Consider the following 21,103-nt stretch of genomic DNA (forward strand, 5'->3'; position numbering starts at 1 on the left):
ACCGCTAGGGAAAGCCCCAGATTTCAGACGCGCGAAGAGGGGCCAAAGTGGCCTGACGGATCACCGCGTCTTCTGGAGCCGACCCATGTCTCTCGCCGCTTCCTCCGCCACCAGCCTGTCCGCCGCCGCCGGAGCGCGCGACGCCGCGCCCGCCCACACGGTTCGGGCGGGCGAGACCCTGTCCGGGATAGCCGAACGCTATGGCGTCAGTGTCGGCGATCTGCTGGCGGCGAACCGGCAGATCACCAATCCGAACCTGATCCATCCCGGCCAGACCGTGACGCTGCCGGTCGGCGCGGGAGAGGGGCGAGGCGCTGCGCAGGTCGAGACGGCGGCCGTTCATACGGTGCGCGAGGGCGACACCCTGTCGGGCATCGCCCAGCAATACGGGGTGAGCTGGCGCGAGCTGGCGGCGGACAACGGCATCGCCAATCCGTCGCTGATTCAGGTCGGTCAGCAGATCCGTCTGAACGGCGCGGCGCCCGAGACGGCGACGCCGGTGTCCGAACCCGCCGCTGAAGCGACGCCCGCGACGGCGCAGGAAGGCGTCAATCCGGACCTGGGCGCCCTGTCGGCGCGCTATGAGACCGGCGGGCGCGGGCCCGGCACGGTGTCGTCCGGCTCGGGCGATCCCGGCGGGGTGTCCTATGGCTCCTATCAGCTGGCGGTGAACCGCAACCGGCCGCAGGAGTTCCTGGCCGCCGACGGCGCGCGCTGGGCCGATGAGTTCGGCGGGGCGGCGGCGGGTACGCGCGCCTTCTCCGACACCTGGCGCGCCATCGCCGCGCGCGAGCCGGAAGCCTTCCAGGCCGCGCAGCACGCCTTCATCGAGCGCACCCACTACGACGTGCAGTCCGCCCGGATCGAGAATGCGGGCCTGGACGTTTCCAGCCGCTCGCATGCGCTTCAGGACGTGGTGTGGTCGACCTCGGTCCATCACGGCCCGAACACGGCGGTCGTCACCCGCGCCATGGCGGCGGTCGAGCGCCAGGGGATCGACGCCTCTAGCCCGGATTATGATCGGGCGCTGATCAACGCCGTCTATGACGAGCGCGGCCGTCGCGACGGCAACGGCGAACTGGCCTATTTCTCCAGCTCGCGCGCCGATGTTCAGGCGGGCGTGGCCCAGCGGTTCGAGGACGAGCGCCGCGACGCCCTGAACATGCTGGACGGCCGCTGATCGCATGACTGAACCCAGCGCCATCTCCGGCGCGAACGGCGCCTCGGCGGTTTCCGCCGGGGCGTCTTCTGCCGACAGCCGCGCATTGGCCGTCGGCGCCGCCGTTCAGGCGATGGCCGAGCTGGCCGGCGCGGTCCTGCCCGATCCGGCGGACAGTCTGGATCGCGGCGTGGCGCTTTCCCAGGTCTGGGCCGAGCAGGGCCAGCAGGGCGGGGCGGTGGTCGGCGGCGACATGCGCGTGCTGGCCGCCCAGACCGGCCAGGCGGTCGCCGCGCGGCTGAGCGCCGTCTCTCCGATCGAGACGGGCCGGATCGACCGAGCCCTGACCGACTTCGTGCGCGCAGTTCAGGATCACGCCCGCGCGACGCCGCACCTGACCGCGCCCGCCGTGGTCGAGCCGATGCTGCGCGCCCTGGCGGCGGGGCTGGGGCGCGAGGAAGGCCCCGCCGCCGCCCGCGACAGCGCCGTCGAACAGTTCGCCCGCATGGTGGACGCCACGACCGCTTCATTGGACAGACGCTGAGCGCGATCCCTTGCTGTGACACAAAACAAACCCCGCGGACCGAAGTCCGCGGGGTTCCGCGCTGAACCGCAGTTAAGTTCAGCGCGTCGGCGTTGGGCCGAGGGCGATGCGCGGGCTGCCGGGCTCGCTGGTTTCAGAGGCGCCGCCCAGGGCTTCAGCCAATCCGCTCAACACGCCGGTCAGCAGCCAGGCGCCCAGGACGCCGCGCAGGGCGTCGCTGAAGGCCTGAAGCGCCTCGGGCAGGCCGGCGTTGCCGATCTTGGTCAGGTTGAAGTCTTCCTGGCTGACGGCGTCGCCGGTGATGCCGCTGGTCCAGCCCGATCCGGCGGCGTCGTCCTCGCGGATGGTCAGGCCGTCGCGATAGGCGGCGTCGACAGCGTAGCCGTTGTTGCTCATGCTGATGTTCAGGTCGCCCAGCCGGTTCTGGCTGACGCCGTCGATGATCATGGCCTGGTCGCCGCGCGTGATGACCAGCTGGCTGGTGACGGTGGCGTTGGGATTGTTGCCGAAGGGCTCGGTGTTGACGGTGATCTTGGTCCCGTTCTCGAGCTCCAGGGTCATGGTGTCCCAGAAGTCGCCGACGTGCCGGCCGTTGTAGTTGAAGTGCGGATCGCCCCAGATCTGGGTGACGTTGCCGTCAGCGTCACGCACCACGAACTCGGAGTTGGCCTCGTTGATCTCCAGCGTATAGCCGTCGCCCAGGTCCACCGTGGCCTTGCCGTCCTGCGGCATGGAAGCCGAAAAGGCGGGGGCGGCGGGCTGGAAGGCGCCGTTGAGCATGACGCCCAACTGGAAGCCCATCTGGGCGAAGTTGGCCGCCGTGGCCATGCGGTCGGCGACCGCGCCGAGCACGAGAGTCCCGACAGCGTTGGAAAAGGCGGTGTTGATGCTGGTCATCGTGCAGCCCCGAGGTTGATCTTGCTGACCGGCATCGGACCATGCGCGGGCGGGGCTTCACAGTCGGGACGGTCCCCATCAGGGACGACCCTAGTTTCCTAACCCGAGCGCCGACCCATCGCCTTCAACACCTCCAGAACCGTGTCGTGGCGGCCCATGATCTCGTTCAGCAGGGTCTGCACCAGGCCGGTCATCATGATCAGGATGATCAGGGTCGCCAGCCACGCCTTGATCGACAACGACAGGGAGAAGACGTTCAACTGCGGCGCATAGCGGTTGACCAGGCCCAGGGCGCCGTCGGTGACGAACAGCACCACTAGAACCGGCGAGGCGAACAGCACGGCCAGCGTCATCAGCCGCGTGAACTCGCCCTCGAACAGGCTGAGGCTGCTCATGGTCAGCGCCGGCGTCAGGCTGCCGATGGGCCAGATGACGAAGCTGTCCAGGATGGTGCCGACCAGCAGCAGCAGGCCGCCCGAGAACATGAAGACGAAGTTGGCCAGCCGCCCCAGGAACTCGCCGTTCAGCGAGGTCTGATGCCCGCTGAGCGGGTCCACCACCTGGGCCATGGTGGCGCCGACCTTGGTGTCGATGATCTGGCCGGCGGCCTCGAACGCCCACAGCATGGTGGCGAAGAAGAAGCCGATGACCACTCCGACCAGGGCCTCCTTGCCGAACAGCAGGATCCACTGGACCGTCGGCAGGGTCATCTGGGCCACTTGCGGCTGCATGGTCAGTACGGCCAGGCCGAAGACCAGGAAGATGGAGTTGCGGACCATCGCCGGCACCGTCTGCGGCGACAGCAACGGCATCAGCAGGAAGGTCGTCGCCACCCGCGTGGTCGACACCGCCACCAGGATGGCGTTGTCGAACAGACTGTCCAGGCCCTCGAACACCTAGCGGCGCACCAAGGCCGGAAACTCGGTGAAGATGCGGTCGCTGAACTGATACAGCGAGCCGCCGATCAGCGCCGCCGTGGCGAACAGGGTCAGCACGATGGCGAAGAATTTGGCCGTATATTGCAGGGTCTGTTCCTGAAGCTGTGTCGCCGACTGGATCACCGCCACGATCAGGCCGACGATGGAGGCGGCGATGATCGGCGGGGCCGACAGGAACAGGACGAGCCAGAGCGCCTGATTGACGAGCTCGATGGCCTGGGCGTTCATCATGGGGCGTTCTCCTAGACGTAGCTGAGCACAAGGCCGTGGGACAGCTTCACCCACCCGTCGATCAGCACGAACAGCAACAGTTTGAACGGCAGGGAGACGGTGGTCGGCGACAGCATCATCATCCCCATCGCCAGCAATATGTTGGACACCACCAGGTCTATGATCAGGAAGGGCAGGAAGATCAGGAAGCCGATCTGAAACGCCGTCGCCAGCTCCGACACGGTGAAGGCGGGCACGACGACCAGGAAGTCGCGCGCGGTGATTTCGGCGCGCTTTTCAGGCGTCGAGATGCGCTGGGCGGTGCGCAGGAAGAAGGCGCGCTCGCGTTCGGACGAGTGCTTGATCAGGAAGTCGCGCAAGGGCTCCTTGGCGCTGTCGGCATAGGCGAACAACTGCTGGGTGTCGCTGAGGGCGGCGGTGGGCGGCATGTGGTTGGTGGCCTCGGCCATGCGCTGGCCGACCGGGAACATGACGTAGAGCGTCAGGATCAGCGCCATGCCGTTCAGCACGATGTTCGGCGGCACCTGCTGCAGGCCCAGGGCGTTGCGCAGCAGGGACAGCACCACCACGATCTTGGTGAAGGACGTCACCATCACCGCCACGAAGGGCGCGAGCGCCAGCAGGATGACGGTGACGAGCGCCGAACCCGGCGAGAACTGGGACAGGTCCATGTCAGACGGCCTCCTTCGGATCGGCGACGGCGTCGATCAGCACGGCGTAGGCCTCGCCCAGGGACACCAGGCGGCCGCGCGCGAAGGCCTGGCCGGCGCTGCGCAGGGTGACGCGCATTTCGGCGTCCAGTCCGGTCAGAGGCAGGACGGCGCCGGGGCGCAGTTCGGTCAGCGTCTTCAGCGGCGCAGCGGTCTCGCCCAGATCGACCGTCACGGCGATCGGCGTATCGGCCCCCGGCGTCAGTCCGTGCGCGTTCTCGGCAGGCGGGGCGGCGGCCTCGGTCATGCGGCTTTCCTTGCGTTGATGGGTGAAGTTTCGGGATGCGGGGGCGAACAGGCCGACGGCCGTCCCGCCGGGAACCGACAGACGCGCGGACCAGGCCCCGGCCAGAGCGGGGATCAGCAGCAGGTCGCCCGCGCGCAGGCTCGACAGATCGTCGGGCGACAGGCACGGCCCCTCGATGAGCAGGCGGATCGGCAGGGGCAGGTTCAACCCCGACGCCTGATCGCCGACACGGCGCAGGCGCAGGGCCAATGCGGGCGGCAGGGACAGGCGAGCCTCATGCAGCGTGCGTTCGCCGTCGCTGAGGCGGACCTCGACGTGCGCCGCATCGAACGTGTCGGAACGCACGCCGACAGGCGTCAGCGCCTCGGCGCCTGCGTCTTCCAGCGCCGCTAGCAGCGGCTCCAGCGTTGAGACGGCGGCCAGCAGGGCGGCGTGGTCGCCGTTCTCGAAGGCAGCGCCATCGATCATAAGGGGCGCGACGCGGACGGGGCCGTTCGGTGTGGCGAAGGCGACCTGTTCGCCGACGAAGGCCTCGTCGTGATCGGGGATCAGAACGCTGACGCGCAGTCCGTCCAGCGTCAGGCCGTCCAGGGCGGCGACGACGGCGGCGCGGGCGCGCACGGTCGGCTCGTCCAGCCGGGGCGGGCGCGCGGGCGCGAGCGAGGGGGGCAGGGCGTCCAGGGCCACGCTCACGCCTCCTCGACCTGGCCGGACACCGCCATGCGGACCAGATGGGTCAGGGTCGGCGCCTCCATCTTGGTCATGATGCGAGCGCGGTGCAGTTCGACCGTCTTGGGGCTGATGCCCAGGTCATAGGCGATGACCTTGTTGTAGGAACCGGCGACGACCAGATCCATGACCTCGCGTTCGCGCGCGGTCAGGCGAGCCAACCTTTCCTGATAGGCGAGGGACAGCGGAGAAGCGGTTGTTTCATCTTCTGTTTCTGATGGCGTCGTGCGGAAGGCCAGGGCGATGGCCTCTTCCAGCGCCTTCTCCTGAAAGGGCTTCTCCAGGAAGGTGACGGCGCCGCGCCGCATGGCCTCGACCGCCAGGGGCACGTCGCCGTGGCCGGTCATGAAGATCACCGGCTGATCCAGCCCGCGCTCACGCGCCGCCTCCATCAGCTCCAGCCCCGACATCCCCGGCATCCGCACGTCCAGCAGGAAGCAGGCGGGTTCGGCCGGGCGCTCGACCATGGCCTCCAGGAAGGCGGCGGGCTCTTCCCAGCACTCGACCTCATAGCCCAGGCTTTCCAGCCACCAGGCGGCGGACTGGCGGAACTCGGCGTGGTCGTCGACCAGGCAGATGCGGCCGGACGGTCCTTCTGCCGGCGTTGCGACGGCGCTCATGGGCGGGCCTCCTCGGTCGGGGTTTCGGCCGCGGCCAGCGGCAGGGCGATGTGAAAGACGCTGCCGCCCGTCTCGCCGGGCGTGAACCACAGGCGGCCGCGATGCAGTTCGATGATCGAGCGGCAGATGCCCAGGCCGACGCCCATGCCGCCGCTGCGGGTGCTGAAGAAGGGCGAGAAGACGCGGGCGGACGCCTCTTCCGGCACGCCCGGCCCGGTGTCGGTCAGGGTCAGCTCGATCTGGCGCGCGTCCAGGCTGTGGCGCGCCTCTATGGTCAGTTCGCGCCGGGGCAGGTCGACGCCGCGCATGGCGTCCAGGGCGTTGCGCGCCAGATTGACCAGCACCTGCTGGATCATGACCGGATCGCCCAGAACGGCGGGCAGGTCCGGCGGCGTGGCGGCGCGCGCCGTCACCCGGTCGCGGGTGATCTCCCAGTCCAGCAGGTCCAGGGTGTTGCGAGCCAGGCGGGCCAGGTCCAGCCGCTGCACCTGGGGCTGGCGTTGATCGACGAAGGTGCGGACGCGCTGGATCACGCCCGAGGCGTAGAGGGCCTGTTCGGTCGCGCGGTCCAGGGCCTCGGCGCCGGTTTCGACCGTCAGGGCGCCGCGCTGCAGCCGCGCCTTCAGCCCGCGCAGGATGTTGGCGATGGAGCCGATCGGCTGGTTCAGCTCATGGGCGATCATGGTGGCCATCTCGCCTACCGACAGCACGCGCGAGGTGGTCAGCAGCTCCTCGCGGTCGGCCAGGTGGCGCTGCTGGGCCTCCTGACGCTCGGCGGCGTCGGACAGATCCAGGAAGACCAGGCCATCGGACAGGGCCAGGCGCGCGTCATGCACCCGGCGGCCGCCCGGCTGGACGATCAGGGCGTCCGAGGCGCCCTCGCGCCGCGCCGCCGCGATCGCCTCGGTCAGGCCGGGCAGGCGGGCCTCGACGACCGGCAGGATCTCGCCCTCGCGCCATTCGGGGAAGGCGACGGCGAAAGCGGGGGAACGCCATGTCAGGCCGCGCGCGTCGAAGGCGGCGGCGCAGATGTTCAGCGCCGACAGGGCGGCGTCGGTCCATTGCGGCGCGTCGAGCGGGCGAAGGGCGGCGGTCATCGGCGCGCCTCCGGGCCGCAGGCGGCTAGGGAAGTCCCGCATGGCGGAGGCGCGCCGATGCGCCTAGATTGGCGGCCTAGCGTGGAGCGTTCCACGTCGAGGAGACCGCCATGACCACGATCCGCACCGACAACGCGCCCCTGTCCGGCGTCTGGTCGCGCGATCTGTCGGCCTCGACGCCGCTGGGCGCCGAGGCGCGGGCTCACGGTCGAGGCGGCCAGGCCTTCGGCGACTTCACCGCCTTTGCGGGCGATGACGTGCGCGTGCGGGTGTCGGATCGGCTGGATATGGACGCGGCCGCCCGCGCCATCGCCGATCATCTGACCGAAACCCGCGACAACGGCTTCGGCTGAGGCTATGCCTCGGTCATCGTGACCGATCTCGTTCTCAAGGCTGAACCCGACTGGGCCGGTGCGGCCCAGGCCCTGATCGACGGGCTGAATGGCCAGTCGACGCCCGATGCGCGCGTCACCGTGTTGCAGCGCGTCTGCGACGGACTGGGCGAGGCGCTCTATCCCGGCTTCGTCAAGCTGCTGGCGGCCGTGGCGCGCTTCGGCGACGAGGAGGCGCGGAGGCTGGCCGCCGACGCCTTGGCGCGCGCCCTGACGACAGATCGTCTGCCCGCCACGCGCCTGCCGGCCTGGGGCGCGGCCGCCTTTTCGGGCCTTTCCGGTCCCGGCGGGGGGTTGATGACCAACGCCCGCAGCGTGGGGCCGCTGGAATTCCTGTGCGTCTGGTTGACCCGCGACGTGGTGGGTCAGCCGCTGGAGGACGAGGCGTTCGAGCGCGCGGCCGCCCTGGTCCTGACCCTGATCCAGACTTCGCCCGAGGCGGCGCGCCTCTATGCCGGAAAGCTGGCGGCGGACGCCGACAGCCCGACCGAGGGGTTGCACAATCGCCAGAGCCGCCGCCTGGTGCGGCTGACCGCCGAGGGGCTGGCGGCGGGTCGCGCACCGGCCGAGACGGCACGCGTCGTGCTGGACGCCGCCCGCGCCGATCGCGACCAAGGCCGCTGGGATTTCACGCCGCGCTGAGATCATGGCTCACCGCACCCCGTCCGGCGGGCGATGCTCGCTGTCGGGATCGGCGGGGGCGACGCGCACCTCGGACACGGCCACGCCGCGCGCCTCCAGCCGACGGCGCATCAGCTCCAGCGCGCGCTCCAGCTCGGGCGTCGGCCGCTGGTGGGCGGCCAGTTGCAGCGTCAGGCCGCCGTCGGCCAGCCGCATCACCCCGAAGCCAGCCAGGGCCAGGGTCCGGTCGGTGAACTGCACCTGCATGCCCTTGGCGGCGTCGGCCTGGGCCGCCAGCCAGGCCTTCTCCATCATCGACGCCATGGCCTCGACGTCGCCGGTGAAGCCCGCCGCTGCGGCGGGACCGCCCTGGACGGCGTTCAGGCTGGTCGTCCCCGCGATGTTGTTCAATTGGCCCTCGGCCTTGTCCGCCTTGTCGTCGGCCTTGGCCTCTTCGCGCCGCGCGTCGTCGGGGCGGTCGCGGACGGGTTCGGCGTCTTCGTCGCGGCGGGCGAAGCGGGGCTGGCGCTCGCCGGCTTCGAGCGCATGGCGGCGCGCAGCGGCCTGGTCCAGGGCGGCCTCGAAGGCGCCGCCGCTCCAGGCCGAGGGGGCGGGGCCGGCGGACCGCGCGGCGGGCGCGGACCGGGCGGGGGCGGAGTTGTTCACGGCGTCGGCCATCAGGCGCGGCCTCCCATAAGCAGTTGCAGGCGCGGGCGGCCCCGTTCCTCGAAATCGAGCTGTTCCTGGTCCTCCCGGCGTCCGGCGCGCTGGGCCACGGCGCGGCGCAGTTGGCCGTCGACGGCGTCGTGGCGGGCCGTGGCGCGCATCAGGGCGCGCAGAGCCTGGTCCCGTTCAGACTGGGCGGCATCGACCGCCCGCTGATCCTCAAGGCGCGCCTCTGTTTCTGCCTCGCGACGGTCGGCGATCAGGCCGCGTCGCGACAGGGCGCCTTCGATCAGGCGCGCGTCGCCGCCCGCGCCCGAGGCGAACCATTCGTCCAGGGTCTCGATGTGGCGGCCCAGGGCGGCGATGGACTCCTCGCGCGCCATGAGCACCGCCTGCGCTCGGGCCAGGGCGTCCTGGGCGACGGCGACCAGGCGGCGCGCGGCCTCGACCCTCTGCGCCCGCAGCCGGGCCAGGCGCCGCAGCAGGGTGATGCGGTTGCGCCCGCTCATGACGCGGCCTCGGCCAGCTGGGCCAGGGCCGCCTCGGCCGCCACGCCTTCATGGGCGCCCTGCTGCAACAGGGCGCGAAGGGCGGCCATCCGCTGCACGGCCTCATCGGCCAGGGGATCGCCGCCGGGCTTGTACTCGCCGATCTGCAGCAGGAACTCGATCTCGGCGTATTTGGCCAGCCAGGCGCGGACCTTGCCCGCCGCCGCCTGATGCTCGGGCGAGGTCACGCGCGGGAAGACGCGGCTCAGGCTCGTCAGCGGGTCGATGGCCGGATAGTGGTTCGCCTGCGCCAGCTTGCGCGACAGATAGACGTGGCCGTCGAGGATGGAGCGGACCTCCTCGCCGATCGGGTCGCCGCCTTCCTCGTCCTCGATCAGTACGGTGTAGAAGGCGGTGATGGAGCCGCCCTCGATTGCGCCCGCTCGTTCGAACAGCCGGGGCAGTTCGGCGAAGACGGACGGCGGAAAGCCGCGCCGCACGGCCGGTTCGCCGACCGACAGGCCGATCTCGCGCAGCGCGCGGGCGAAGCGGGTGACGGAGTCCATCTGCAGCATGACGCGCAGGCCCTGGGCGCGGAACCCTTCGGCGATGGCGGTGGCGGCGTGGGCGGCGCGAACGCGCTCCATCGCCGGACGGTCTGAGGTGGCTACGACCACGACCGAGCGGGCCAGGCCCTCCGGCCCCAGGCTGTCGTCCAGGAACTCGCGCACCTCGCGCCCGCGCTCGCCGATCAGGGCGATGATGTTGACGTCGGCGGCGCAGTGGCGGGCGAACATTCCCATCAGGGTCGACTTGCCGCCGCCCGCCATGGCGAAGACGCCGACCCTTTGGCCCACGCCGACGCTCAGCAGCGTATCGACCGCGCGCACGCCGGTCGGGAACAGGGCGCTGATCGGCGGTCGGGCCAGCGGATTGGGCGCGTCGGCATAGACGTCGCGCAGGGCGACCGGTCCCGCGATGGGGCCCAGGCCGTCCAGCGGGCGGCCGAAGGCGTCGATGACCCGGCCCAGCAGGCCGGGGCCGCTGGGAACTTCGGTCCGGTCGTCGGCGGCGATGACCTCGGCTTCGGGGCCGAGTCCGTTCAGGCTGGTCAGGGGCGTCAGTATGGCCGCGCCGTCGCTCAGGCCCACGACCTCGGCCTTGACCACAGGGCCGCCAGCAGGGTCGCGGATCTCGACCTGCTGGCCGATGCGGGCGTTCAGCCCGGTGGCGCGCACCGTGGTGCCGAAGGCCTGAACGACCCGCCCGCGCCGATCCAGGGTGCGGGTGCGGCGCAGGGCGTCGTGCAGGCGCAGTTCGACGGCGTCGTGGCTCATGCGGCGCGCTCCCGCTCAAAGGCGCGCTCTAGGGCGGCGAGCTGGACTTCAAGTCCGGCGTGGCTGCGTCCGGCGGCGGTCTCGATGACGCAGTCGCCGGGGGCCAGGGCGTCGTCGGGCCGCACCTCGATCGCCGCGCCGATGGGCCACAGCCGGGTCGAGACGGCGCCGACGCCGTCGGATGCGACGTGAACCACGACCGGCGCCTCGGGCAGGACATCCTTCACCGCCCGCTCGGCCAGGGCCGCCAGCACGGCCTCGGGCGCCAGTTCGGCGGCGATGCGGCGCACCACGTCCAGCGCCAGACGGCCGGCGGTCTCGCGCAGGCGCTCGCGTTCGGCCTCCATCTCGCGGTGCAGACGGGCGGCGCGTTCGGCGACGTCGCGCGCGGCGGCGGTCAGCCCGGCCTCATAGCCGGCGGCGTAGCCGTCGGCGCGGCCCGCCTCGCCCTCGGCGGCGCGATGGGCCTCGACTTCGGCCAGCCGCGCCTGGGCCTGGGCCAGAAGGTCGACGGCAGTTTCGACGACGGCGCGCTCCTCGCGGCGAATGACGGGGCGGTCGGTCATCAGGGCTGCGTCGGGCGCGGCGGCGATCAGGTGAAAACTCATGCGGCGATCCCGCAAAGGGTCAGGGCCAGGCGGCGCGCGGCCTGGGCCTGCTCGGCGTCGAGGCGCAGCAGGGGCGGGGCCAGGCCGTCGGCCAGGCGCCGGGCCGTCTCGCCTGACAGACCGGCCAGCAGGGCGGCGGCGCCCAGGCCTTCCAGCGCTTCGGCGTCCAGCGCGCCGACCGGCGGCGTCTCGGGCCGTTGGGCGGGCGGTAGGGCCAGGACGGCGTCCAGCGCGCCCTCGCCGATGCGGCGTCCGACGACGCCGAGCATCCGTCCGTCGATGCTGGCCGCCAGCCGCTCGGCCAGCAGCACGGCGCCGCAGGTGGCGGCCAGCCGGCGGCGCGCGTTCAGCGGCAGGGCCGACCAGGCGGGCGCCTTCAGGATGGCGGCGTAGTCCACCGGCGCGCGCGGCGGCGTCAGTCGGCGGGCCAGGACGCGGGCGCGCGGCGAGCGCGCGGCGTCATCCGCGCCGTCGAGGGCGCGGGCCCGGCGCCACAGGGCGGCGCGTTCGGTCCTGGCGGCGTCCGGCGTCAAGCCTCGCCTCGCTTGGCGTCTGCCTTGGCGCGCGGCTTGGGTCGCCGATAGAGGCCGTAGATGCCCAGTCCCGCCGCGCCCAGGATCAGAACGCCCAGCGGCAGGCTGAGCTGGGTGACGGCCGGCGCCTGCGGCTGGGTCAGGACTTCGGACGCCGGGAAGGCGACGACCGTGACCTTGTCGTAAGGCAGGCCCTCGATCGAGTTGACCACCAGGGCCTTGATCGAACCGGTCTGGGCCGAGATGTCGTAGTCGGGCCGATGCTTGATGAAGACCGAGGCGGAGGAGGGCGGCTTCTCCTGCGCCAGGGGATCGCTTTCCGGCACGGCGATGTGAACGCGCGCCTGCACCACCCCGTCGATGGAGGAGATGGTCTGACCCAGCTCCTGCTGCAGCGCGTACATCATGCGCATGCGCTGCTCCATCGGCGAGGAGACGAAGCCCTCTTTCTGGAAGACCTCGCCCATGCTGGCGAAGTTCTGGCGCGGATAGCCCCGGTCGTGCAGCAGGGCGACCGCGCGGGAGAAGTCGCCGCGATCCGCCTTCAGCACCCAGTTGTCGCCGTCGCGGGTCTTGGAGGCGTCCAGCCCCTGAGCCTTGAGTACGGCGACCATCTCATTGGCGTCGCGTTCCGTCAGGCCGCCGTAAAGCTCCTGCTGGCCGCAGGCGGCGAGCAGAAGGGCGGCGCCCGCGAGGGCGGCGAGCGATCGGATTCGCATGACCGCCTCCCTCAGGACTGTTGCCGGAACAGCTGCTGCAGGCCGTCCGAGGTGCGGTTGGCCATGTTGGAGGTGAGCTGGCAGTTGAACATGAACTCGTGCGCGCGGACGGTCATCATGACCATCTCGCCCGGCGTCATGCCGCCGGCCTTGCCTTCGGCGGCCTGGGCCAAGGCGGCGAGGTCCGAGGCCTGACCGTTCACCTGCTCCAGGGCGCCCATCATGGTCTTCATGACGCCGTTGGGCTCGGCCGGGGCGGCCGGAGCCGACAGGGGCGTGACGTGCAGCAGGTTCTGGAACTGCACAGCCTGACTGAGGGTGGCGTTGTAGGCGACGTCGATCTGCTGCGTCTGGGGTTGCAGCATTTCGGGCGGCATGGCCGCTGCGGCGGCCGAGGCTTCGAAGGACATGGGCCCCTCCTGTTGGAATGAAGGGCTCAGTTCTTGCGAGCCATGGTCTCCAGCGCCTTGCCGACGGAGTCGGTCGAGGTGGAGGAGGAGTTGGCCATGAAGTTCATGCGCATCGACTCGGCGGTCAGCATGGCCATGGTCGAGGGCTTGTCCTCGCCGCCCGGTCCGATCTGCTCGGACAGTTCGACGATGCGGCCGGCCTGGGCGTCCAGGGTCTGGCCCCAGGAATGGGCCATCGCCTCGAACCAGGAGCCGGGGCGAGCCTTGTCGCGCTCGCTGTTCAGGCCGGGCGAGACGGCCAGCATGCCGAGGCCGTTCAGACTTTGGGATGACATGGGTATTCTCCTTTTGGGCTGGGGTCAGAAGTTGAGTTCGGAACGGGAGCCGTTGCGCTCGACCAGGACGCGGGTGTCCTCGATCGAGACGATGCGGTGGCCGGTCGGCAGGACGGCGCCGGGGAAGTAGCGGGCGCCGTCGGCGGTGGTGACGTGGCCGCGCTCGCCGCCGATCACCGACACCACGCGCTTGCCGCCGCCCTGCTGAATGTCTTCGAAGCGGCCGCCCTCGTCGGCGCCGGGCAGCATGCTGACGTCGATGCGGCGCAGGCCCTTGATCTCTCCCATGGCCAGACGCTCCAGGCGGGCGGCCTCGTCCGGGTCGCTGCCGGTGACGTCCAGGCGCACCATGCCCGCGCCGACCGAGCGCGCGGCCGCCTTCACCCCGTTGGCGAGGTAGAGCTCCTCCACCTGACGGGCGATGCCGTCGTGGGTCTGAAGCTCCAGGCGGGGGCGCCATTCGCGGGCGGCCAGGATGCGTTGCAGGCGCACGCGCTCGGCGTCCGAAGCCAGCATTCCCTCGATGCGCAGATCGCCCGCCTCGGTCTTGGTGACGACCAGCTTGTCGAAGCCTTCTTCCGACAGGACGGCCTGGACCTTGGCGGGCTTGGGCTGCGACTTGGGCCAGGCTGGGACGCCCGTGCTGATGGCGAACAGGGCCGAGACGGTGATGACGGCGATCAGCAGAACCGGAACGAACTTGGCCGAGCGCGACACCAGGGCGTTGGTGTTGTTCAGCAGATATTGCCAGTTGCGGCCGTCGCCAGCCGGGGCGTCGTCCTCTTCGCCGTCGTCGTCCGGCAAGGGGCGGGCGGCGGCCAGGATGCGTTCGGCCTCGCTCCAGCGCGGGCTTTCGGCCTCGCCGATGGCGACGGCGTTGTCGCCGATCAGCAGCGGCAGATAGAGGGGCAGGATGGCCTGGGCCGGGGCGGTCAGTTCATGCCCCAGCAAGGTCACGGCGCCGGACGTCAGCTCCAGATCGGCGGCGTCCGCCCGCGCCTTCAGCGTCAGCCGCACCCCCTCGGCGCTGGCGTCGCGCAGGACGATGTCGGCGTCGAGGTCATGGCCCACGGCGATGACGCGGCCCCGCTCCAACGGCGCCGAGGCGCCGCGCACGCGTCCAGCCAGGACGCGAAGGACCAGGCTTTCGATCTCGGGTGCGGCGACGGCGTCGGCAGGCATGGCGGATCAGTCCTTGGCCGGTTCATAGGGGGTGAAGCCGGGCGGCGGCGCCTCGCGCACGGCGACGACCGGCGTGGCGGCCGGGGCGGGCAGGGGGTCGTTCGGCGCCGACCCCTGATTGAAGCCCATGCGCGATCCGCCTTTGGGCAGGGCCGGGGCGGCGGGCAGGGGCTGGGTCTCGGGCGAGCCGGGAACGGCGCCGAAGTCCAGGCGCGGCGCGGGCGCCTCCTCGCCGATGGAGGCCAGGCGCGGCGTGATCAGGAACAGGCGCTCGATCCGGCCCGTCGAACGCTCCGAGCGACGGAACAGCAGGCCCACCGCCGGGATGTCGCCCAGCACCGGCACCTTGGTCACGGCGTTGACGTCCTGCTGCACCACCATGCCGCCCAGCAGCAGGCTCTGGCCTTCCAGGATCATGGCCTGGGTGTTCAGGGCCGCGCGCTGCACGACCGGAATGTCGTCGACGTCGGCGTCGGTCAGGGAGCCGTCCTCGATCTGGATCTGCATCCGGATGCGGGTCTGGTTCTGGTCGCGCAGGACGTGCGGCGTGACCTTCAGCGTGGTCCCGGCGGTGACGTTGTAGAGGTCGACGTCCCGCTCGCCTTCCAGGCCGACGTAGAAGCTGCGGGTGTTCTCGAACAGGGCCTGGACGTTCGACAGGGTGACGATCTGCGGCCGCGAGACGATGCGGGCGACGCCTTCATCCTCCATCGCCGTGATGCGCGAGACGAAGTAGTCGCCGTTGCCGATGATGGTCGAGATGGCCAGGCCGTTGTTGCGCGGGGTGATGTCCTGGCCCCGGCGTAGGCGGTCGTCGTTGCGCGTGCCGTCGCCGAACAGGATGCCGCCGCGTCCGTCGTCGAAGCGCCAGCTGATGCCCAGCTGACGCGCACGGGTGGTGTCGATGTCGATGATGGTGGCCTGAATTTCGAGAAGCTGCGGCTCCTTGTCCAGGGCGGCGATCAGCGCCTCATAGGCCCCCATGCGGTCGGCCGTGTCGCGCACGATGACGGCGTTCAGGCGCGTGTCGGCCTGGATGCGCGCGTGCTGGACCGGCGCGCCGCCCGCCATCTGTTCGTCGGCCAGCGCCAGGCCCAGCGTGTCCGGCGTCGGGGTGAAGCCCCCGTCGACATAGCTGGCGTCCATCAGGCCGTTCTGCGCCGCGCCTTGCGAGGCCAGACCCTGACCGCGCAGGCCCCCGACGCGCGGCGAGCGGCGGGTCTCGATGCGCCGGGCGACGGCGCCGTTCGGGTCGTTGCTGACCATGGCGCGCAGGATGGAGGCGACGCCCGGAATGGTGACTTCGCTCTGGGCCGTCTCGAAGGTCACGTCCTCGGCCCAGGCGTAGCGCAGGGTGAAGACGCGGTACTCATAGGTCGGCTGGGCGGCTTCGGCCCGAGCGCCGGGCCCGGCGCGGGCGATCTCGTCGATCTGCTGGATGAAGCGGCGGGTGCCGTTGGCGACCAGCATCTGCCCGGCGGGCTGCAGGGTGTTGCGGCTGTCCAGCAGGCCCATTTCCTGCGCCGTGGCGCGCACGCGGCGCAGCATCTGCGGCGAGGCGGGGATCGATTGGCTGGTCAGTTCGGAGGTCTGATAGATGTAGACCGCCCCGCCGTCGTAATAGGCCACCAGGTCGAAGGCGTCGGCCACCTGGCTGAAGATGGTCGAAGCCGGGCCGCTGAAGGCGCCGTTCACCGTGCCGCGCAGGTTGGGGCTGATGATGACCGGCACGCCTAGTTGGCCGAAGAAGCTTTGCAGGAATTGACCCACCGGCTGCTCGCGCGGGGCGATCTGCAGGGTCTGGTTGCCGATCGGAGGGTCGCCCGCCGCAGCGGGCGCGGACAGGCCGAGCAGCGTGGCCAGGGAGGCCATGGCCAGGAGGGCGGTCTTGAAGCTCTTGCGGGCGGTCGGCGTCTTGATCGTCATGCAGGGTCCGTCGTTTCAGGCCGCAGCGGCCGTGGAGGCGGGGGGAGCGGAGGGGGCGGGAACAGCCGCCGGCGTCGCCGCGTCGATGTCGGGCAGGGCGACCCGGCCGACGATCTCGAGCTTCAGGCTGGGCAGCAGCTCGTGGAACGACAGGGAGGGGGTGTCGAACAGTTCAGGCTCGACCAGCTTGCGGATGTGACGGCGCAGGTCGATGGCGGCCAGCACGGCGTCGGCGTCGGTGTCGCGCACCGTCTTCTGCACGGCCTCGATGATCTGGCGGGCCATGTCCGGCTCCAGCGCCAGCTGCTGACCGGCGCCGCCGACGCGGATGGATTCGCGCAGATGCTTCTCCAGCGCGGGCTCCAGCACGGCGGCCTTCAGCACCCCGTCGGGGGCGTAGCGGTGGCTGATCTGGCGACGCAGGGCCACGCGGGCGAACTCGGTCAGGGCCAGCGGATCCTTCTCGCGCTGACCGGCGTCGGCCAGGGATTCCAGGATGTCGCGCAGGTTGCGCAGCGGCACCTCTTCCTCGGCCAGGCGACGCATGATCTCGGCGATGCGGGCCAGGGGCAGGGCGCGCGCGACCTCCTTGACCACCTCGGGATAGCTCTCGCCGGCGCGGTTCAGCAGGGTCGAGGCCTCCTGGATGCCGATGAACATCCCTGCGTTGCGGCGCAGCAGCCCGCGCACGCCGGCCAGAGTCGCCTCCAGCGCATCCTCGGCCGGGCCGGGATCGCCCGCGCCCAAAGGCGCCTCGAACGCCATCAGCCGCCAGCGGTCCGCCGCCTCGGCCGGGCCGTAGCGCACCGTCACGCGCGGCAGGGCCACGCCCAGCGAGGCCTCGAACTCGTCCAGCAGGGTCTCCAGGGCGGCGGTCAGACGCTCGGGATCGGTCGCGCGCAGGGTGCGGCCGTCGATCTCCAGCAGCAGAGGCGTCATGGCGGCGCCTTCGGTCGGCCGTGTCTGGGTCGAGGCGATCGGCCCTTCGGTCTCTGCGGACGAGCGGCCGGTCAGAGCCCTCATCTTGCGCCCGGCCGACTTGCGCCAGCGCGGCTCGATCATGACCGAGGCGGTCATGGCGACCGCGCCCAACAGCAGGAAGACCACGGTCGGAAAACCGGGCACCAGGGCCAGCAGCCAGCACATGCCGCCCGCGACCAGGAAGACCTTCGGCTGGGCCGATAACTGGCGGTGCATCGAGGCGCCCAGGTGGGCGTCGGTCTCGGAATCGCCACCGCGCGTCACCAGCAGGCCCGCGGACATGGCCGCCAGCAGGGCCGGGATCTGCATCACCATGCCGTCGCCGATGGTCAGGATAGAGTATTTCTGGACCGCCGCGCCGAAATCCATGCCGTTCTGCAACATGCCCACGGCCAGGCCGCCCAGCAGGTTGATCACCACGATGATGATCCCGGCGATGGCGTCGCCCTTCACGAACTTCATCGCGCCGTCGAGATTGCCGTTCAGCTTGCTCTCCATTTCGAGCAGGCGGCGGCGGCGCTTGGCCTCATCCTTGTCGATCAGACCCGAGCGCAGATCGGAATCGATCGACAGTTGCTTGCCCGGCATGGCGTCCAGGCTGAAGCGGGCGGCGACCTCGGCCACCCGTTCGGCGCCCTTGGCGATGACGATGAACTGCACGACGGTGATGATCAGGAAGACCACCAGGCCGACGACCAGATTGCCGCCCGCCACCATGTTGCCGAAGGTGTTGATGATCGCCCCGGCGTGGCCTTCCAGCAGGATCATCCGCGTCGTCGCGATCGACAGCGCCAGCCGGAACAGGGTCGTGATCAGCAGCAGGCTGGGGAAGACCGAGATGTCGACGATCGAGACGATGTAGATCGACACCAGCAGCATCACCACGCCCGCGCTGATGTTGATCGCCACCAGGGCGTCGATCGCCAGCGACGGCAGGGGCATGATCATCATGGCGATGATCGCCGCCACCCCCGCCACCAGGAACAGGTCCGAATAGCGGCCGACGCCTCCGCCGTTGTGGCGCAGGCCCAGCAGTTTCAGCGGGCTGGCGAAGGACATGGACGCGCCTTGTGGCTGCCGGCGGATCAGGCCGAACGGGAGATCGGTGAGAACTATCGGAAGGAGGAACGGCGGGCGGTGAGGAGCTGGTCGTAGCGAGCCATGACCTTGCGGACGTAGTCCTGGGTCTCGCGGTAGGGCGGGATGTTGCGGCCGTAACGCTGCACGGCGCCTTCGCCCGCGTTGTAGGCGGCCAGCACCAGGCGCAGGTCGTTGCCGAACAGGCCCTGAAGCGTCTTCAGGTAGCGCGAGGCGGCGCGAATGTTGGTTTCCGGCTCGTGCAGCCGCATCTCGTCGGCGACGCCGAAGCGGCGGCCGGTAGCGGGCATCACCTGCATCAGGCCGCGCGCGCCGACGGGCGAGCGAGCGTTGGGATTGTCGGCGGATTCCACACTGATGATCGCCTGTAGCAGGGCGGGATCGATGTCGTGCTCGCGCGCCGCTGCTGCGATCAGATCGCCGTGCGGCGGCCTGCTGCGGTCTGGCCCCGAGCCGGTCGTGGAACTTCGCGGTTTGTAAAAAACAACGGTTTCCGAGGAACCGATCACCTCGGTTGGCGACTCATTGTCGTAGATCAGCAGTTGCTGCGCCGCTCGCGTCTCTCGCTGGGCGTGTGCCGAGCAAGGCCCTGATCCGAGCGCTCCGCTTCCCAGCGCCAGGGAAAACTGGCTGACGGAAGCGGCTGAAGCGACCAGCTGCGACGAGGTAGCGCTACAGTCTTCCGCAATTGCGGAGTGATTCCATGCAGTAATTATAAGTATTACTGTGCCTGTTGCCGAGCAAAATTGTCTCACTTCGTATTTCGCCCGAAGCTATGTGAATTTCGATCTTGTGTGACAGCGATATTATTGCTCATGAATGTCGTCAACGAGATCGGGAATGAAAATTTCTGCCAGTAGGATTAACCTTAGCTTGTTTTTATTCTGAAGTTGTCAGGGTGCGGAGAAGGAATAAGCTTGACCATAAGCTGTGCTGTTTCTGTATTCGGCAAAGCTTGTTCCTGATGTTTTTCATACCTGTTCGATGAGGCGGAGCGCGCGTGGCGGAGAAGAACGACGGCGGCGACAAGACAGAGCGGCCGACACCGAAACGGCTTCAGGACGCGCGCAAGAAAGGCGACGTCGCCAAGAGCAAGGACGTCGGCTCCACCGCCGTGCTGCTGGCCTGGCTGCTGGTCGGCCTGATGCTGGCGGGGGCGGTGTTCGAGAATTTCGCCGCCCTGTTCGACGACGTGTTCCGCGTGATGGATCAGCCGTTCGGCGACGCCTTCGAACAGGTCGCGTGGTCGGCGGCGCGGCGGTTCGTCTATCTGACGGCGCTGCTGCTGTTGCCGGTGGCCCTGTTCGCGTCGCTGATGGAGTTCCTGCAGACCGGGCCGGTCTTCACGCTGGAGAAGATGACGCCCAAGCTGGACCACCTGAACCCCGGCGAGGGTCTGAAGCGGATGTTCAACACCGACAACCTGTTCGAGGTGGCGAAGTCGCTGGTGAAGACAGTTCTGCTGCTGGGACTGGCGGGTCTGATCCTGTTCGGCCAGTTCGACCGCATCCTGCGCCTGCCGGCCGCCCAGCCGGGCGAGGTGCTGGGCGCGTTCGGCGCGGCGGGCTTTCACCTGCTGGGCTGGACCCTGGTGGTCTTCGTCTTCGTCGCCATCCTGGATTCGGCCTATCAGCGCTTCAGCTTCATGAAGCGGCTGCGGATGAGTCGTCGCGACATCCGTCAAGAAGCCAAGGACATGGAGGGCGATCCCACGGTCAAGGCGCGGCGCCGCGAGCTGGCCCAGGAGTGGGCGCAGTCCAGCGCCGTCGGGTCCGTGCGCGGGGCCGCCGCCCTGGTGGTCAATCCGACCCACATCGCCGTGTCCCTGGCCTATGATCCCGGCGAACATGTCGTGCCGGTGGTGGCGGGCAAGGGCGACGGCCTGATCGCCCGCGCCATGCGCGGCATGGCCGAGCGCGAAGGGGTGCCGATCATCCGCAACGTCCCCCTGGCCCGCGCCCTGCACGAACAGGTGCCGGTCGAAGCCGTGGTGCCCGAGGACATGTTCGCCGCCGTCGCCGAAGTGATCCTGACCGCGCGCCGCCTGCGCGACGAGGTTGCGCGAGGCGAGACGCTTGAACCGGTTGATCTGACAGCGGAGGGCGAAGGCCGAGGCGACGCCGCCGTGCCCGAAGCCGCACCCGCCCGCCGCGCCCCGCTCTTTCCCGCCATGCCGGACGACGGCGTGGCTTCCCCCTCGGAGACGCAATGACGCCCTTCGCCCTGCTGATGGACTTCCTGACCGTTCTGGTCGCCTTGGCCCTGGTGCTGGGCCTGGCCTTCTTCTCGATCCGCATGTTGAAGAAGGTCCAGAGCGGCGCGCCCAGCGGCGACGAGATCCGCTTCATCCGTTCGCTGCCGCTGGGAACACGCGAGCGGGCGACGGTGGTGGTCTGGCGCGACGAAATGCTGCTGCTGGGCGTCACGGCGGGGGGGATCACCGTTCTGGACCGGCGCGCTCGCACGGCGGAAGAAATCGCCGAGGACGCGGTCCGCGCCGAGGCTGCGCGGGCTCAGGCGGCGGCCGTCTCCGCCCGCGTTCCGCCGCGCCTGCGCCGTTGGCTAGGGAAGTCCCTAGCTGGGGAACGGCCTGACTACCGAGGATAGGGGACGGGTGGTTTCGTGAGGTCGTCGG

The 21,103-nt window shown here is 70.1% G+C and carries 25 protein-coding genes; 6 read left to right on the forward strand and 19 right to left on the reverse strand.

The features are described from left to right. Positions 1-85: 85 nt before the first annotated feature. Together AC3A3G_RS12305 and AC3A3G_RS12310 are read left to right on the forward strand one after the other, a co-directional pair. Positions 86-1,180 carry a LysM peptidoglycan-binding domain-containing protein gene (locus AC3A3G_RS12305; protein WP_487488307.1) on the forward strand — a complete coding sequence of 365 codons (1,095 nt, stop codon included), beginning with the start codon at positions 86-88 and terminating at the stop codon, positions 1,178-1,180. 4 nt (positions 1,181-1,184) lie between these two features. Then, entirely contained in the window at positions 1,185-1,703 is a 519-nt protein-coding gene (locus AC3A3G_RS12310; RefSeq protein WP_487488308.1) for a hypothetical protein, read from the forward strand. Positions 1,704-1,781: 78 nt separating this feature from the next. On the opposite strand, the gene AC3A3G_RS12315 is transcribed toward AC3A3G_RS12310, so the two are convergent. From AC3A3G_RS12315 to AC3A3G_RS12345, 7 genes are all read right to left on the reverse strand, one after another. Beyond that, positions 1,782-2,600: a DUF1521 domain-containing protein gene (locus AC3A3G_RS12315; RefSeq protein ID WP_200167802.1), complete on the reverse strand. Its 819-nt coding sequence runs from the start codon at positions 2,598-2,600 to the stop codon at positions 1,782-1,784. Between the two features lie 98 nt (positions 2,601-2,698). Continuing rightward, complete coding sequence (gene sctT, locus AC3A3G_RS12320) at positions 2,699-3,496, reverse strand: type III secretion system export apparatus subunit SctT (protein ID WP_487488309.1); 798 nt, start codon at positions 3,494-3,496, stop codon at positions 2,699-2,701. Next, positions 3,497-3,769 carry a type III secretion system export apparatus subunit SctS gene (gene sctS, locus AC3A3G_RS12325; protein ID WP_003164547.1) on the reverse strand — a complete coding sequence of 91 codons (273 nt, stop codon included), beginning with the start codon at positions 3,767-3,769 and terminating at the stop codon, positions 3,497-3,499. An 11-nt stretch (positions 3,770-3,780) separates the two neighbouring features. Then, entirely contained in the window at positions 3,781-4,440 is a 660-nt protein-coding gene (gene sctR / locus AC3A3G_RS12330; protein WP_003164548.1) for a type III secretion system export apparatus subunit SctR, read from the reverse strand. Position 4,441: 1 nt separating this feature from the next. Then, positions 4,442-5,419 carry a FliM/FliN family flagellar motor switch protein gene (locus AC3A3G_RS12335; protein ID WP_487488310.1) on the reverse strand — a complete coding sequence of 326 codons (978 nt, stop codon included), beginning with the start codon at positions 5,417-5,419 and terminating at the stop codon, positions 4,442-4,444. Next, positions 5,416-6,075: a response regulator transcription factor gene (locus AC3A3G_RS12340; RefSeq protein WP_200167799.1), complete on the reverse strand. Its 660-nt coding sequence runs from the start codon at positions 6,073-6,075 to the stop codon at positions 5,416-5,418. Before AC3A3G_RS12340 ends, AC3A3G_RS12335 begins: the two co-directional genes overlap by 4 nt. Next, on the reverse strand, positions 6,072-7,172 hold the full coding sequence (locus tag AC3A3G_RS12345) for a sensor histidine kinase (RefSeq protein WP_487488311.1): 1,101 nt from the start codon (positions 7,170-7,172) through the stop codon (positions 6,072-6,074). Before AC3A3G_RS12345 ends, AC3A3G_RS12340 begins: the two co-directional genes overlap by 4 nt. Before the next feature lie 110 nt (positions 7,173-7,282). On the opposite strand from AC3A3G_RS12345, the gene AC3A3G_RS12350 reads away from it, so the two are divergent. Both AC3A3G_RS12350 and AC3A3G_RS12355 read left to right on the forward strand, forming a co-directional pair. After that, positions 7,283-7,525 carry a hypothetical protein gene (locus AC3A3G_RS12350; protein ID WP_125901643.1) on the forward strand — a complete coding sequence of 81 codons (243 nt, stop codon included), beginning with the start codon at positions 7,283-7,285 and terminating at the stop codon, positions 7,523-7,525. Positions 7,526-7,543: 18 nt separating this feature from the next. Then, positions 7,544-8,206, forward strand: coding sequence for a hypothetical protein (locus AC3A3G_RS12355; protein ID WP_487488312.1), 663 nt, complete (start codon positions 7,544-7,546; stop codon positions 8,204-8,206). A gap of 9 nt (positions 8,207-8,215) precedes the next feature. On the opposite strand, the gene AC3A3G_RS12360 is transcribed toward AC3A3G_RS12355, so the two are convergent. The 12 genes from AC3A3G_RS12360 to AC3A3G_RS12415 are packed head-to-tail and all read right to left on the reverse strand — an operon-like array spanning position 8,216 to position 18,977. Next, positions 8,216-8,863 carry a hypothetical protein gene (locus AC3A3G_RS12360; RefSeq protein WP_487488313.1) on the reverse strand — a complete coding sequence of 216 codons (648 nt, stop codon included), beginning with the start codon at positions 8,861-8,863 and terminating at the stop codon, positions 8,216-8,218. After that, a complete protein-coding gene (locus AC3A3G_RS12365; protein WP_487488314.1) occupies positions 8,863-9,360 on the reverse strand; it encodes a hypothetical protein in 498 nt (165 codons plus the stop codon). The genes AC3A3G_RS12360 and AC3A3G_RS12365 overlap by 1 nt, the downstream gene beginning before the upstream one ends. Continuing rightward, positions 9,357-10,676 (reverse strand): FliI/YscN family ATPase, encoded by a 1,320-nt coding sequence (locus AC3A3G_RS12370; protein WP_487488315.1) that lies wholly within the window; start codon positions 10,674-10,676, stop codon positions 9,357-9,359. Before AC3A3G_RS12370 ends, AC3A3G_RS12365 begins: the two co-directional genes overlap by 4 nt. Further along, the gene (locus AC3A3G_RS12375; RefSeq protein ID WP_487488316.1) at positions 10,673-11,284 is read right to left on the reverse strand and encodes a FliH/SctL family protein; all 612 of its coding nucleotides are present in this window, start codon (positions 11,282-11,284) and stop codon (positions 10,673-10,675) included. The genes AC3A3G_RS12370 and AC3A3G_RS12375 overlap by 4 nt, the downstream gene beginning before the upstream one ends. Continuing rightward, on the reverse strand, positions 11,281-11,817 hold the full coding sequence (locus tag AC3A3G_RS12380; protein ID WP_200167792.1) for a hypothetical protein: 537 nt from the start codon (positions 11,815-11,817) through the stop codon (positions 11,281-11,283). The genes AC3A3G_RS12375 and AC3A3G_RS12380 overlap by 4 nt, the downstream gene beginning before the upstream one ends. After that, positions 11,814-12,536: a type III secretion system inner membrane ring lipoprotein SctJ gene (gene sctJ / locus AC3A3G_RS12385; protein WP_003164555.1), complete on the reverse strand. Its 723-nt coding sequence runs from the start codon at positions 12,534-12,536 to the stop codon at positions 11,814-11,816. Before sctJ ends, AC3A3G_RS12380 begins: the two co-directional genes overlap by 4 nt. A gap of 11 nt (positions 12,537-12,547) precedes the next feature. Further along, positions 12,548-12,946, reverse strand: a complete 399-nt coding sequence (locus AC3A3G_RS12390; RefSeq protein WP_200167791.1) for a hypothetical protein — start codon at positions 12,944-12,946, stop codon at positions 12,548-12,550. A gap of 26 nt (positions 12,947-12,972) precedes the next feature. Continuing rightward, entirely contained in the window at positions 12,973-13,281 is a 309-nt protein-coding gene (locus tag AC3A3G_RS12395) for a hypothetical protein (RefSeq protein ID WP_112999251.1), read from the reverse strand. A 24-nt stretch (positions 13,282-13,305) separates the two neighbouring features. Further along, positions 13,306-14,463 (reverse strand): SctD/MshK family protein, encoded by a 1,158-nt coding sequence (locus tag AC3A3G_RS12400; RefSeq protein WP_487488317.1) that lies wholly within the window; start codon positions 14,461-14,463, stop codon positions 13,306-13,308. Between the two features lie 6 nt (positions 14,464-14,469). Further along, complete coding sequence (gene sctC, locus AC3A3G_RS12405) at positions 14,470-16,389, reverse strand: type III secretion system outer membrane ring subunit SctC (protein WP_487488318.1); 1,920 nt, start codon at positions 16,387-16,389, stop codon at positions 14,470-14,472. Positions 16,390-16,404: 15 nt separating this feature from the next. After that, positions 16,405-18,429 carry an FHIPEP family type III secretion protein gene (locus AC3A3G_RS12410; protein ID WP_487488319.1) on the reverse strand — a complete coding sequence of 675 codons (2,025 nt, stop codon included), beginning with the start codon at positions 18,427-18,429 and terminating at the stop codon, positions 16,405-16,407. A gap of 53 nt (positions 18,430-18,482) precedes the next feature. Beyond that, positions 18,483-18,977 carry a lytic transglycosylase domain-containing protein gene (locus AC3A3G_RS12415; protein ID WP_487488320.1) on the reverse strand — a complete coding sequence of 165 codons (495 nt, stop codon included), beginning with the start codon at positions 18,975-18,977 and terminating at the stop codon, positions 18,483-18,485. A 491-nt stretch (positions 18,978-19,468) separates the two neighbouring features. Here AC3A3G_RS12415 and AC3A3G_RS12420 point away from each other — a divergent pair, with 491 nt between their 5' ends. Then, positions 19,469-20,680, forward strand: coding sequence for an EscU/YscU/HrcU family type III secretion system export apparatus switch protein (locus AC3A3G_RS12420; RefSeq protein WP_487488321.1), 1,212 nt, complete (start codon positions 19,469-19,471; stop codon positions 20,678-20,680). Then, positions 20,677-21,075, forward strand: a complete 399-nt coding sequence (locus AC3A3G_RS12425) for a flagellar biosynthetic protein FliO (RefSeq protein ID WP_200216105.1) — start codon at positions 20,677-20,679, stop codon at positions 21,073-21,075. Before AC3A3G_RS12420 ends, AC3A3G_RS12425 begins: the two co-directional genes overlap by 4 nt. Positions 21,076-21,103 lie beyond the last annotated feature (28 nt).

Source organism: Brevundimonas sp. Soil_N_31, from assembly GCF_057655995.1.